Annotated in this window: 11 protein-coding genes; 5 read left to right on the top strand and 6 right to left on the bottom strand. The window is 48.6% G+C overall.

Annotated features, from left to right (window positions below; translation table 11 throughout):
* The first annotated feature begins 46 nt into the window (after window positions 1–46).
* A complete protein-coding gene (locus BLD48_RS14605) occupies window positions 47–4,507 on the top strand; it encodes a hypothetical protein (RefSeq protein ID WP_071500859.1) in 4,461 nt (1,486 codons plus the stop codon).
* A 47-nt stretch (window positions 4,508–4,554) separates the two neighbouring features.
* Here BLD48_RS14605 and BLD48_RS14600 read toward each other — a convergent pair whose 3' ends face one another.
* Window positions 4,555–5,709 (bottom strand): glycosyltransferase, encoded by a 1,155-nt coding sequence (locus BLD48_RS14600; RefSeq protein WP_034774130.1) that lies wholly within the window; start codon window positions 5,707–5,709, stop codon window positions 4,555–4,557.
* Between the two features lie 51 nt (window positions 5,710–5,760).
* Here BLD48_RS14600 and BLD48_RS14595 point away from each other — a divergent pair, with 51 nt between their 5' ends.
* From BLD48_RS14595 to BLD48_RS14585, 3 genes are read left to right on the top strand one after another with little or no spacing between them, the layout of a single operon-like run.
* Window positions 5,761–6,948, top strand: coding sequence for an MATE family efflux transporter (locus BLD48_RS14595; RefSeq protein WP_026830547.1), 1,188 nt, complete (start codon window positions 5,761–5,763; stop codon window positions 6,946–6,948).
* Window positions 6,945–8,084 (top strand): glycosyltransferase family 4 protein, encoded by a 1,140-nt coding sequence (locus tag BLD48_RS14590; protein WP_071500858.1) that lies wholly within the window; start codon window positions 6,945–6,947, stop codon window positions 8,082–8,084. The genes BLD48_RS14595 and BLD48_RS14590 overlap by 4 nt, the downstream gene beginning before the upstream one ends.
* Complete coding sequence (locus tag BLD48_RS14585) at window positions 8,081–8,947, top strand: glycosyltransferase family 2 protein (RefSeq protein WP_071500857.1); 867 nt, start codon at window positions 8,081–8,083, stop codon at window positions 8,945–8,947. Before BLD48_RS14590 ends, BLD48_RS14585 begins: the two co-directional genes overlap by 4 nt.
* Here BLD48_RS14585 and BLD48_RS14580 read toward each other — a convergent pair.
* Window positions 8,931–9,542, bottom strand: coding sequence for a response regulator (locus tag BLD48_RS14580; protein WP_026830544.1), 612 nt, complete (start codon window positions 9,540–9,542; stop codon window positions 8,931–8,933). The genes BLD48_RS14585 and BLD48_RS14580 overlap by 17 nt on opposite strands.
* Window positions 9,543–9,577: 35 nt before the next feature.
* Between BLD48_RS14580 and BLD48_RS14575 the strand changes: the two genes are divergently transcribed.
* The gene (locus BLD48_RS14575) at window positions 9,578–10,909 is read left to right on the top strand and encodes a sugar phosphate nucleotidyltransferase (RefSeq protein ID WP_071500856.1); all 1,332 of its coding nucleotides are present in this window, start codon (window positions 9,578–9,580) and stop codon (window positions 10,907–10,909) included.
* Between the two features lie 33 nt (window positions 10,910–10,942).
* On the opposite strand, the gene BLD48_RS14570 is transcribed toward BLD48_RS14575, so the two are convergent.
* From BLD48_RS14570 to BLD48_RS16340, 4 genes are all read right to left on the bottom strand, one after another.
* Entirely contained in the window at window positions 10,943–11,902 is a 960-nt protein-coding gene (locus BLD48_RS14570; protein ID WP_026830542.1) for a type I phosphomannose isomerase catalytic subunit, read from the bottom strand.
* Window positions 11,903–12,061: 159 nt separating this feature from the next.
* Window positions 12,062–12,697 carry a peroxiredoxin-like family protein gene (locus tag BLD48_RS14565; protein ID WP_071500855.1) on the bottom strand — a complete coding sequence of 212 codons (636 nt, stop codon included), beginning with the start codon at window positions 12,695–12,697 and terminating at the stop codon, window positions 12,062–12,064.
* A gap of 54 nt (window positions 12,698–12,751) precedes the next feature.
* On the bottom strand, window positions 12,752–13,804 hold the full coding sequence (locus BLD48_RS14560; RefSeq protein WP_071500854.1) for a YcjF family protein: 1,053 nt from the start codon (window positions 13,802–13,804) through the stop codon (window positions 12,752–12,754).
* Window positions 13,805–13,919: 115 nt separating this feature from the next.
* The gene (locus BLD48_RS16340) at window positions 13,920–14,141 is read right to left on the bottom strand and encodes a hypothetical protein (RefSeq protein WP_071500853.1); all 222 of its coding nucleotides are present in this window, start codon (window positions 14,139–14,141) and stop codon (window positions 13,920–13,922) included.
* Window positions 14,142–14,155: the final 14 nt, after the last annotated feature.

The raw sequence follows: 14,155 nt of genomic DNA, 5'->3' as shown, positions 1-14,155 counted from the left end.
CCGAATAGTAAGAGAATTGACCTTTTTTTGAGAGAGGAGTTCTTTGATGCAGACCTCACTACAATCACTACTCGATGCTGCCCGCAGATTTGGTCGAACCTATCACAAAGATGCTCTCGTGTTAACCGGCGTTCTCGTTTTGATTGTTTTGTACGGCGCCCCCCTGCTGAAACCGGGAATGGTCGTCTTCAGTGATATGTCATTTGGTCTCTCGTCCAATCGTTATCTCGAGGAAATTTTTGGCGCTTGGAACAACCGCTGGAGTACGACGACCTTGTTGAATGTCGCCCGTCTGATTTACATCTTTCCCTTTTATCTGCTCAGTTTACTGTTTGGTGCGTCCGGTCCGATTTTGATCAAGTCGTTTATTTTTGGATTGTTGATCGTGTCCGCTGTTTCGATGTTCGCTTTAACAAAACGGTTGCATTCGGTCTACGTCTCACCTCACTTTTCTTTTTTATCACTCGTCGCTTTTGGCATCGCCGCTTTGTTTTATGCCTTGAATCCATGGGTCATCACGCGGATCCAGCACATTTATCTCTTATGTGGCTACTCCGTCTTCCCACTCGCCTTGTTGTTGTTTTTTAATATATTTGATCCCAAGTTCCGTGAACAATTCAATCCGAACTTTTCATTATCCGACCGGCTGTCGCGCCGGACATGGATCGACATTACCGGACTATCCGTCGTCTTTGCTTTCATGGCGGCCGGCATCCATTACTTTTTCTTCTCCTTGATCTACATGGGCATCATGGTCGCCCTGATTTTTGCGAAGACCTTTTGGACACGTCGGAAAGAGCAGATCATTAAACCGTTAATCGGTTTTTATGTCCGCTCCACGATGGCCTTTTCTCTTGTGTTCCTGTTGTTTAATTCATACTGGTTTTTCATGTATGTCGGTTCCATCTTGACCGGATCGCAAGCTTCGCAACACAACATCAATGTCTCTGATACGTTGATGTTGTTCAGCCGTCATTCTTCGTGGACGAATGTGTTTTATTTAACGAGCTACTGGTGGCCGATGTTCGATCTGACGACGTTACCGCTCAGTTTCTGGTTAGGCGGCGGCGTTATTCTGTTGTTGATTTCGCTTGGTGCGTTCGTCTCTTACCGTCAACCGATCCTGTTATTCTTCACCGGTCTCAGCATCCCGTTGATTGTTTTTGCGACAGGGACTCACGAGCAGGTCGCCGACCTCTTTGTCTTGTTCGTCACGAAGACGCCGCTGATCGGCGCCATGTTTCGTGACCCCAACAAGTTAGTCGGATTGCTGATGGTCAGCTATAGTTTGTTGCTCGCTTCAAGCCTCGCGACCGTGTTCAACCGCCCTTCCAAAACGTTGCCGCTTCCGGTTTACCGCCTGCTTGCGATTGGAACGACGGTCATCGCCCTCGGGTTGTTTTTCTGGCCGTATCGCGCCGTCTACATGGAAGGTTTTTATCATCCGGTGAAGATGCCGAAAGAATATACCGTCGTTCAAGAACTGATTGACGGGAAATGGCTTCAGTTTCCGATTGCAGATGAAATGACACAACCGAGTACGGGGGTCGCGACACCGACCTGGAATAAAAATCCGCATCCGGACGGCGAAACCAAAGCGACCGGCGACGTCCAAGTCTACGGTTCGCAGGCAAACACCGTCTTTCACCACGAAGGTACCACCCAGACGGTCCGCTACATGATGACGTTCATGCAATATTTGCTCGATACGGGCCGCTCCGATCAAGCCGGGCAAATTGCACAGGCGTTTGGTCTGCAACAGTTCGCCTACCGGACGGAATATACGGGCATGAAGGAACGGCAAGCCTTCAACAAAAAAATTCTCGCCACCCAACGTGATCTATTGGCGACGAAACAAGTGGGGCTGTTTACGTTATTCGATTTAATCGAGCCACTTGACAGTCGGACTGTTCCACAGTTGATTCTGACCCCATACGGTCTCGAACGGTCAGTCACTTTCTCGACTTCGGATGATTATAAACTTGGTCCCCAATCCATTTTGTATGCGACCCAAGCTCATCAGGACGGCTTATCCTGGTTAAAGAAAGACGACATCATCGAAATGGCAGAAGAAAACGATGTCTTGCTGAGCCAAGTTCCGGAACAGTATTACTGGAAACCGTTTGACGCGATCGACTCCGCCAACTCGTTCCTGAACTGGGGCAAAACGTTTTTGGCAAACAGTGACTGGCGCTGGTATTTACGGACACAAGGCATCGCAAATCTATCATTCGATCTCGACTTCGGGGATGGAATCGGCTTGTCTTTCGCCTCGGCAAAGATAGATGCCCCCGTCTATAAACTCGATCAGTTGAAGACGAAACAAGTCGCGTCGTTCAACTCGATGCTTGAGGACGAGACGTTTTTCAAAGCGGATAATCCGGACATCGTCGACTTATCGCCGAATCCACTGTCGAAGGAGAATAACTTACCCGTCCTGCAGGCAGAAGTCGCAGAAGGCGATCCGAAATACATTTGGCAAGTCGCGAAATCCGGCAAGCTCGACGCCTTACCGAACAATGCGTACCGGTTTAACATCACGGCGTCCGGTCGCGGTGTCGACCGGTTGCACGTCAAAGTCCGGTTTTATGATGCACAGGAGCGTGAGCTGAATCAGACGTATGTCGTCGCCCCGCGCGACTCCGGTGACCTTGACGCGATCCATCTGCAAGGCGAATATGTCACCCCGAAAGACGCCAAGACGATGCGGATTGATTTGTTGAGTTTTCAGCGTCCGGAGCGAAAAACGTATTGGTGGGTCCACGACATCAAGATTTTCAGTTTCGAGGACTACATGGTACCGAACACGATTGAGATGACAAAAGAGACTACCCGCGGCCGTTATGCCGGTTACGCACGTGTCTTACTGAACCAAAACGGCGGCCAGCTTGACTTTGAATTTAACGACCAAACATTCTCCGTCAAGACGAAACAAGCGGCAGGTGCAAAACTCGTTTGGGTGCCTCTCGGAAACCTCGTCGCAGAAAACACCAGTTCGACACTCCGCATCACGAACACGTCCGGCTTTAATGCCGTCCAAAATATCGTCTTGATTCCGAAAGAGGAGTGGACGAAAGTTCAGGAACGACTGGACGAGAAGCTCGCCATCACCAAAACGTTGATGGTGCTCGAAGCAGAAACCGCCTTTGATTATGAGGGACACCTTCAATCCGAACGCAACTATCCCGGCTTCAGTTTCGGAAAAGGTGTGGCTGCTCAAAGCGGTGCGTTGCGTCGAATGATTGATGTACGTGAAGACGGCACTTACGACATCCAACTGAAGGCGACACGACCGACGAACACAAAAGGCCGGTTGACCGTCTTACTGCGTGATGGAAAAGAGATCGTCTACCGGCGTGTCTTGACGGCGCAGGATTTCAAGACCGCAGACATCCGAAAACAAGAAATCGGTCGACAGACGGTATCCTTTGATCCGTTGCACCGGGATTTTCCGTATCAGCTCGAATCCTTGCCGGATGTCTACTCGGCACTTCATCAGATTACGCTGGAAGACATCCCGTTGACGGGCGGCCGTTATGAGATTGAACTGGTGTATGCGAGTGCCGTTCCATCACTCGTGACGATGGACGATCTGCATCAATTTGATCCGCGTGAAATCGTGACTGACAAGCCGCTTACGGAACCGGAAGCGGCCGCCAATTGTGCGACATGTGTCTCGATCACGGACGACATGTTTAGCGGGAGCGAAAAAGACGATACGTATCGAATGGAGTACGAGGCGACTTGTTCGTGTGACTGGTATATCTTCGCCTCTCAAAAAATCAAGGCACGTCCGAACCATGAATACTTGTTGCAGTTTGATGCGGTCAGTAAAAACGTGCGGCAACGTCACTTGAAAGTCTTTTATCTGGATGAAAAAGACCGTGTCATCGAGACCGATTTCATCAATGAAGTCGAGGAAGACAAAAAGAGCCGCTGGAATCATTACGAACAGATGATCATTCCTCCGAAAAAGGCGGTGCGGATGCAACTCCACATCTGGACACGCGGTAATGAGAAAAAGGCGGGCAGCTTACAGCTTAAAAATCTGGAGTTTCTCCCTTACGATCAACTGATCCTCGTCGATCAGTTTGTGATGGCGGAGCAGACCGGAAAACCGCTGTTCGCTCAAACACCAGCCGAGAAACTTGGTGTCACCCCGTCGTTGATGAATCGACATATTACGAGTCAGGAGCCCCTTGGTCGTTTTACGGTCAACGATTCGCCGACACCGCTCTTTGAGTTGCGTGACGGTGTCGCGCCGATGCGGGGTAACATCGCGCTGAACGGCGTCAGTCAGTTGTACCGGTCCACTCAAGCAACCGCCGATGTCACTGTCGTCTTACGTCCCGTCTATTATGTCGGACTGACCGTCCTGCTGCTCGCGTTCCCCTTGAGCGGGCTGCTGATCTGGTGGATGACAGGTCAACGGTTCGGAGCGGTTCGTCAGCGGTTCCGCGAGAAACTGTCCTCAACGATTCGTCGGCCTAAAAAATCCAAGACATGACAAATACCCTGTACCGACTCGATATGCAACGGGTCGGTACAGGGTATTTAACGATGCCGTTGATACAAGGCAACCATCGTCTTTAAAAAAGCAATCGAGTCCTTGACCAGATTGACGTGTGATCCTTCCCGCTCGATACAGGTCACGGGCTGTTGGAACACACGCAACCGTTCTTTTTTCGCGGCATACATCAATTCAAGATCAATCGCCAGTCCACTCTCGACGTTTAAATACGGCAGGATCCGCGGGACGACACGACGATTGATGATTTTTAGACCGGTCTGCGAATCGGTGACCCCTTTCGGTAAAAAGGTCCGTGTCAGATTTCGTTTGGCGAAACTGAGCAGACGCCGGACAAGTCCACGGTCTTCAATCGTCAAATCTTTTGTCCCAATGACGATATCATAATAATCATTTTGGGCAATCGTCAGTAAACGGGCGATGTCTTCCGTCTTAAACGAGTTATCGGCATCGACAAATACATAATAATCACTCGAGATGTTTTTCATCCCTTCGATGAACAACCCGGCTTTCCGGGTATTCCGTTCCACCTGGTGGACTTCGAGATACCCGACCGTGAACAATGTATCCGTCGCGTCCATGACGATGGAACGATAATCCTGCAACAACGCTTTCGATTGATCGGAAGACGCATCATCAAAAAAGTTGATCGAAGCATGAATGTAATCTTCACTGATTAGTTCCGCTAATGCTTCTAAAAATTGTTTTACATACATAAAACGTTTCTCTTCGTTAAATATTGGTAATATAAAGGCTATAGTATCTTTTAAAATGGGATATTCAGGATGGATGATATGTTGGATTTCAGCAAACAATTCATTCGGATAGCTCGCTCGATAGGAAAAGGTACGGAGAACCCCATCCCCTTTTACCGCTTCATACGGGAAATCGCCTTTCATCCGTACGACATCCTTGATCAGCAAAATTTTTGCCCGTGAGCGGATACTACGGATTTGATTCAAGATTTTCAACTCGTCTGCACCCATCTGATAGTCGACGATATACAGCTTGATATCATGTTCTTCTTCCGCACTCTGAACTTCTGTAATAGCGATTTGTTCGAAAGAGGCAGGACATTTACCCGGTTGTGTGTAAAAGAGTATTGGATAATAAGGAATCAGAGTTTCGTAGGAAATTTGTCGTCCATGATCCGTGAAAATAGCGATGTGACCTTGGTTCATGCTGATTCATCCTTTCCGTATCATTCAAACCGATTGATGGGAGGTGTTCTGATGACTGGTTTTCTAAACCGTCATGCAGTGATTTTAATTTTTCCAATTCTCGACATTTTATTGAACATCGTCAACTATGCCTATCACTTGTTGTTAGCCCGTCAATTATCGAGTGTCGACTATGGATTTTTAAACGGTTATCTCGCTTTACTTGGTCTGCTCCTTATCATCGGAAGCGCCTTGCAGTGGACGGTCACACGCGACCTCAGTCAACATTTAACGAATCATTATCGTGTTTTACGAAACCGGTTGCTTGCTGTCGTCGGAGTCATTTTACTTATCTTACTGTATGTCTTACCTATCCTTCTACCTTTTACCAGAATAAACCTTCTTCTTGTTGTGCTTACAGTCTTTTTCCATATCTTATTATCTTTCAGGCGTGGTGTCATTCAAGCACAAGAACGTTTTTACGCGCTGAACCTTTCCTATTATGTCGAATCGTTAACGAAAGTGATCGCCACCTGGCTTTTGCTTCAGTATACGAACGTAACCCTTGCCTTAGCCTTTATTTTGATCGGGATGCTAATGGCTTATCTTGTCAGCCTTCTTCAGACACCATTCCCAGAGAGTACCGGTCCAACCCGTTGGAACGGTCTGACGCATTTGATTCACACCCAAGTCGTCATGACCCTTTTCTTTACACTAGACAGTCTTCTTGTAACACGATTTTTCCCGACATTTGCCGGAGACTATTCCGTTGCGTTGCGGTTCGGTCAATTATTGTTGTTCGTCGCACTCTCCTTATCCCAACTGTTGTTGCCGCGTCTCAGCAGTTTCAATCACCAACAGTCCTTTCACATTTGGGAACGTAAGTTGTACCTGTTTCTATTGAGTGGGCTCGCCTGTGCCGTCATCTTTTACGTCACGATTGTCCCGTATCTCATTCCCTGGTTATTCGGAGACGGCTATGATTTAGCCGGACAGTATGTCAAATACATGGTGCTCGTCTACGCCGGCATCACGCTGATCCAGTACGAGGCACTTGTCCAATTTTCGCTACACCGGACAAGCTATCTGAAATGGTTTTGGGGGATTCTCGTCTTATTGGTCCTCTCCCTCTTGTTTGTCCGCCAAACGGTTGAAATTTGGTTAACCGGGCAAGCGATCGTCTTGTTAGGAAGTGCCTTTGTCCTGAGATTCATTTTGCCAAAACAGCGATTGATTGTGAAAAAGGAGGAGCTTTTATGAAACCCCGTCTCTTATTCTTATCGTGGCGTGACATCAAACACCCGAAGGCCGGTGGTGCCGAGGTCTTTACACACGAAATGCTTCGCCGTGTCGCGGATGACTATACAATCACGCATCTATCCCCCGCCTTTGAAGGGGGGCGTGACGTCGAATTTTTAGACGGCATCACGTATGTCCGCCACGGTACGCTCGCAACCGTCATTCCGTATGCGGCATCTTACTATTACAAACACGCCTCTTCGATCGATCTCGTCGTCGATCAGGTCAACACGCATCAGTTCTTCACGCCGTTGTATGTCCCACGCGCTAAGCGTGCTTTGTTCATTCATCAGTTCACGCGTGAAATCTGGCAGATCAACGTCAAGCGCCCGTATGCCTGGCTCGGCGAACAGACCGAGACGCCCCGGCTTCAGCTGTACCGTCACGGACGTGCCTTGACGGTCAGTCAGTCGACGGCAGATGACTTACGCTCCATCGGTTTTTCTAAACCACAGATTACGATTCTGCCCGAAGGACTCGATTTCATTCCGTGGAAAGAAGAGGAATGGCAACCAAAAGAATCGGTCCCGACCTTTTTATACGTCGGACGGATGTCTGCCTATAAAGGAATCGACGATGCCATTCAAGCCTTCGTCATCTTGAAACAAGAATTCCCGACAGCGAAGTTTTGGGTCATCGGTAAAAAAGATGCGCGCTATGTTCAACAGCAACTAGACCCGCTTGTCCCGGAAAAAATCCGGGGAGATATTACGTACTTCGGCTTTGTCAGCGCAGAGGAAAAGCTTGAACGGATGAGTCGTGCGACCGCACTCCTCTTCCCTTCCAAACGCGAAGGATGGGGATTGACGGTCAGCGAAGCGGCAGCAGTCGGTACACCGACGATCGTCTATGACGCCCCCGGTTTACGAGATGCCGTCCAGTACGGGATGGCGGGTTATATGACAGTTGCCCAGTCGCCCGGTGCACTCGCTTCTGAAATGCGTTCCTGCATTCAAGACACCGAACAATACGATACGATTCGTTATGCTGCACATCGCTTCGCCCAGACACTGCACTGGGATAACACAGGTCAACACTTTCGAAATTGGCTCCAGAACGAACTTCCACTAGTTGATGTGAAGGAGGAGTATGTATGATTGGAATCGCAATGTCGACGTATCAAAATCAAGCCATTATTGAGGAAACGATTCGTTCGCTCCAAGCCCAAGCTTCACCTTTTCGTTGTATCATTGCCGACGATGGATCGACCGACCAAACGGTTCAGACGATCAGACGATTAACACAACACGATGAACGCTTTGAGGTCATCGCTTTACCTCATGGTGAACGCGGGATTGCGCGAAAAATGGCTATCAATCGTCTAAAAGCACTCCACGTCGAGTATCTGTACATCATCGATTCGGACATGGTGCTTTCGGATGACATGCTGAAAAGTTGTTTGTTGTACCTCGAAGCCCACCCGGATATCGGAGCACTTGTCATCCCGGAACAGGCATACAGCGACCATTCGAATTTTTTCAGTCAGGTCAAGGTGTTCGAACGGAATTTGTTTAATATTCCGACGGATCAGCTCGATGCCAATTCGATTGAAGCCGCTCGTTTTTGGCGGCTCGACGCCTATGTGACTTCAGGTGAAATTGATCCAACGCAAATCAGTTTTGAGGAAACACAACCAACCATCCGCTATTTGGAGCAAGGGGGACAAATCCGGCGGGCGACCTTCACCTTCGTCCGGCACAATGAAAAACAGGTCGAACTTACCGACCTGCTCCAAAAGAAACGCTATTATTTTGACGTCATGCCGACGACGCTTCAAAACGAAGACGGCGGACTAACAAAGGCATTACAGCGTTGGTACTTTTTCCGACCGGTCTTGTATCACAAAACAAATCTCAAAAAATACGTTCGCCATCCGCTTCTTGCTGCTGGTGTGATTTACATGTACATCCGCCTCAGCTTCATCGGAGTCGAGTCGCTTGTCTTCAAACGTGTTTCATGACCGTTCCATTCATTGATTGGTACAAGATATAGGTTCCGAATTGCGTCGGAAACTCAAAACGGTGCAAGCCGTTCATTTCATCATCCGGCGCTTCTTGATTCGGAATTTCCAACGCACGGCGGCCAACAATCGTCCCGTCTTCAAAAAATAAACAATACGGACGATTCGCATTGGTCAAAATCCCATTAAACATGACGCCAATATTTTTCTTTCGATGTTTCGTCTCAACGACTTCGGCTCCGACCTTTTCCATGATGCGAAGAATCGTTTCATCAATTTTCAATGGTTTTGTCATCAAACGACTGATGTTTCCGGAATTGACGGCAGCGAGTAACGTATGCAATTGCATGTAGTCGGTCAGAACAATCTGTTTCGTTAACGGGTACAATTGCGTGACCTTTTTCAGCAGTTCGACACCGTCGAGTTGTGGCAACCGCAATTCTGTCATGATGACATCAACATCTTGTACTTCGAGTACCGATAAAGCCTCTTCTGCCGATTCAGCTTCCAGTACTTCCTGATTTCGTTCCAGTAACTTTCGTTGCAAAATCTTTCTTGTCGGCTCATGCGCATCAACTAATAAGTACAGTGCCATCTTTAAAACCTCCAGTTCAGAAAGGGTGTTGGATGATGTATATTCTCTTATTATCAGGTGGATCCGGAAAACGACTTTGGCCGCTGTCGAACGATTTAAACTCCAAACAATTCCTGCGGATTCTTGAAGATGCCGACGGACAAAAACAATCGATGATGGAGCGGGTGTTTCAACAGTTAGAAACAAGTGGTCTAGCGGATCGAACCGTCATCACGACGACCGAAGCCCAGCTCGATGCAATTGAACATCAGCTTGGCACAAAGGTGTCCGTCATCCACGAACCGTCTCGGCGGGATACGTTTCCTGCCATCATGCTCGCAACAAGTTACTTGGCAGAACGGATTGATCCAACAGAAACAATCATCATCATGCCCGTTGACCCTTATGTCGATGCTTCTTTTTTTGAACGATTTTCTATGCTCGATGAGGCCGTTCAGGCTCATCCCGATGCCCTTCACTTGATGGGGGTCGAACCGCTTCATCCGACGTCGAAATACGGCTATATTATTCCTGAATCTACAAGTCCGATGTCTACGGTTCAACAATTCCGTGAAAAGCCATCCTTGGAGACTGCAGTCGAGTTGATTGATCAAGGAGCGTTGTGGAATTGCGGGGTATTCGCCTGCCGGCTTGACTTCTTAACGGAACGACTGAACGAGCAACAGGTGCCTGTGACGTATCAGGCCTTACGAACGTCGTATGATTCGCTTGAGAAAACATCGTTTGATTATGCCGTCGTCGAGAAAACAACCAACCTGTTTGTCCACCGGTATGACGGATACTGGAAAGATCTCGGGACCTGGAATACTCTGACGGAAGAAATGCCGAGTTCGATTCATGGCAATGCGCGATTGATCCATTCCACTAATACGCATATCGTCAATGAAATGCAAGTGCCTGTCCTCGGAATCGGCTTGACCGATTTAATTGTTTCGGTCAGCCCCGACGGTGTCCTCGTTTCATCAAAAGATGAAACGCCTCATCTTAAAGATTATCTTGTCGATCAAGAACTGCCCCCGCAATTTGAATGGAAACGCTGGGGGTATGCGACGATTCTTCATCAACAACAACTTGAAGACGGACGGTATGCCGTGACACGTCGTCTGCATATCCAAGCCAACCACCAGATCAGTCATCATTACCATGCTCAGACAGACTCGACGTGGAGCATTCTTCAAGGACAAGCCGAAGCGATCATCGACGGGGAACATCAATTGCTTGGTCCCACTTCCGTCGTCCACATTCCACGCGAGGTGCCGCATACATTAAAGACATTGAGTGACTTGATTATGATCGAAATCAAATACTCCATCGACTGGACGGAGGAAGACAACTATCCGCTTCCGATCTCACTCGGTTCGAATTAACGGCGGCACGTATCGCAAAGGCGATACGTGCCTTTAACTTGGAAACACCTCACTTGTCACGCACTCCAGTTGTCCGGAGATGCGGTATTCCCCCGCTGAACAGGGAATGAAATACTGATCCCCTTTTTGCAAGAGACGTTGTTCAGAATGATTTGCCGAACGCAATTCCCCATGACCTGACACGACGGTGAGCAGCCGAAACGTCGGACTGTTGGATAAGCAGTAGTCCGCCCCCTTGATGTCATGATGGATGACCGTGAAGAACGGGACTTCCAGTAACGTCGTTTTCGTCCCAGAAGTCGTCGTCTCCTGAATCGGTCGGATCGTCAACGGTTCATCCGGAATCGTCGTGACAGCGATTGCTTTTTCGAGGTGTAGTTCACGTCGATTTCCATCCGCATCAAGACGGTCATAATCATACAGTCGATACGTCCGGTCACTCATCTGTTGAATTTCGAGCAACACGATTCCCGGACCAAGCGCATGAATCGTTCCACTCGGAATGTAGATGAAATCTCCTTTGCGGACAGACTGATGACGAAGACAGGCATCCCACTCCTTCCGCTCAGCACACGTCACGAGTTCTTCGCGACAGGACAGATGGTGACCGACGATGACTTCCGCCCCTTCCTTCGCCTCGAGGATATACCAACATTCATTTTTTCCGTACGGTTCCCCTTCCAGTCGTTTGGCGTCCGCATCATTCGGATGGACTTGAACGGATAAATATGACGAGGAATCGAGCAGCTTGACGTGTAAAGGAAAAGCATCCAATGCGTATGGACCAAACAAACTTGTCCGGTGATTCTGCCATAATTGATCTAACGTCTGTCCTTGATAAGGACCATCCGCTAAAGGAGTTCGTCCGCTCGGATGTGCCGAAACCGTCCAGCATTCTCCGATTGATCCTGCCGGTAAATCGAAATGAAACAACTCTTCAAGACGACGACCACCCCAAATCCGTTCTTTGAATACTGGCTCGATTTTATACATAGACACCGCGAACTCCTTGATTGAAAAAGGAGTAACGCCCACCTCCATTTCTTCAATTCGTTACCTTTATATACCCATTTATATACATTTATCAACAACAGAATGGTACGCCACAGAAAAAAATCCCGCCTCGATGAAAGGCGGGATTTCGTTCTCAGTTCATAGCGTTTCGATGATTGTGAGCGGATCTGTCCGTTTTGTATAATCCGCCGGGACGTCAGCAAATGAAACTTTACCGGACGGCTGAATGATGAACGTTGCCGGTTTTGGCAACTGCCAGTCCTCATTGCCGTTATGACCGGAAACGTCAAGATTGGATGCCTTGTACACGTCGATTAAATAGTCCGGCATATCGAACACAAGGTCGAACTGACGGGCGACGACGTTATCGACATCACTCAACACTTGAAATGCCAGATCGTTTTTTTCCTGCGTCGAGAGCGAGTGATCCGGTGTTTCCGGACTGATCGCTACTAGCGTCGCTCCTTTTGCCTCAATTTTTTCTAATTCCCGTTGGTAGGCCCGGAGCTCCAAATTACAATACGGGCACCAGCCTCCCCGATAAAACGTTACGATGACCGGACCATCTTGCAGCAGTTCCTCTAACGACACGGACTGACCGGATGCACTCGGCAACGTGAAGCGGGGTGCCTCATCTCCGACGCTCAATCCTTTGGCACCGTCTGATGCGGCTAACTCGTTTGTCGCTTGTGCCATCAGTCGTTGTTTTTCCTGCGGCGCCTTTTGACGAAACTGTTCTTGATACGCGCGGATTTCTTCTAACAGCGTTGACATGACTTCCCCTCCCTGCTTTCGTCCTAGCATAGCAGGGAGCGTCAGACCTGTCCGTTATTTTGCTCCGTCCGGTTTTTTGCGGAATTTCTTAATGAAGCCCATCAGACTTTCCGGTGTCAGTTCGAGTTTGTTCTCATAAGCGTATTTCGTCCCGTATCCGAGCGCGATTGTCGCCGTCGAGGCAACCCCTGCACCGATGACGGCACCATATCCCGGGACCATCTTCGCCAGTTGCCGGAATGCCGTTTTGCCGGAGTTGCCGACAATCGTCACGACCAACAGTTCTTTCGCACTTTCCTTCGAAAGATTCCGCTCATACAAGTTCGACAGCTTCAGCATCAGTCCGATTTGAATCGATGTTAACGGAATGATGTCGGCTCCCGGAAACGGTACCGCTCCAATTGCTCCAGCTGCTGTCCCTGCTCCGACGATCCAGTTGTTCGCAATTTTCCCCCGCAACGCCGGATCGATCTCGCGAACAAACAGATTATCCTTGTTGAACTTTTTTAAGATGTCGAGGACCTCACGCCGCAGACGGTCAATGTTCGTCCCGTCCATTGCTGAGACCGGCACGACTTTCGGTCCCGGTAACTTCGATTCGATATGCGACAAAATCGTCGCGAGATCGTTCGTCGCATCGATTTTCGTGACGACGATGACGATGTTTTTATTGTGGGCATAAATCTTCTTGAAGTTTTTTGTTTCCGTTTCCGATAAGACGGTCCCGGCGGCGTTCAAGAAGTAGAGAATGACATCCGCGCTTTGGTAAAACTTCCATGTCGTGTCCGAGTTTAGGCTGTTCGCATCGTTCAGTCCCGGCGTATCGACGAAGACGACCTTATCTTCCGGATGTTGCCGGATTTGATCAATACGTGTCGTCTCCCCCGGTTTTGCTCCAACGGTCGCAACTTCCCGACCAAGGATCGCATTCAGCGTCGAGGATTTGCCCGCATTGACGTCCCCGATTAAAGCAACAGTCACTTCTTGTTCAAGTGACTGGTTAAAGTCGCGGCGTTCTGACTCAAACGATTGGTCAAACACTTCTTCGAGTTTTCGTTTGCGTTTCTGCTCATTGGTCTCAAGACCTTCTCCAAAAAAATCATCCATCTTTATCCCTCCTGAAAATACCTGCTGTCGGTCTTTTCCCGTTCTCCATTGAAATCATCCTTGAAAAGAAGGTCTTTTTTCATCCACAGAAATGGACTGCGCTCGCACAAGCACTTCAGAATCCCACGGTTTCAATCGTGGGATTGCCAAGAGATGAGGATCTGATCATGAAAACATACAGCGTCTTTTTACTGATGGCTCCCTTCTTATTGAGTGGCTGCACATCACCAACAAGTGACACATTGACCGTATCTTCCATCAAATTAAAAGCCGGTGAAAAAGGACGAACAGATTTTTGTGCTTGTTTTAACAGCAAGTGAATGACTTTAATTTTCAAGACACAAAGGGGAG

The organism is Exiguobacterium sp. KRL4, assembly GCF_001870785.1.
Taxonomy (GTDB): domain Bacteria; phylum Bacillota; class Bacilli; order Exiguobacteriales; family Exiguobacteriaceae; genus Exiguobacterium_A.
Note: the sequence above shows the minus strand (reverse complement) of the source record. Positions and strands in the feature narration are given on the sequence as shown.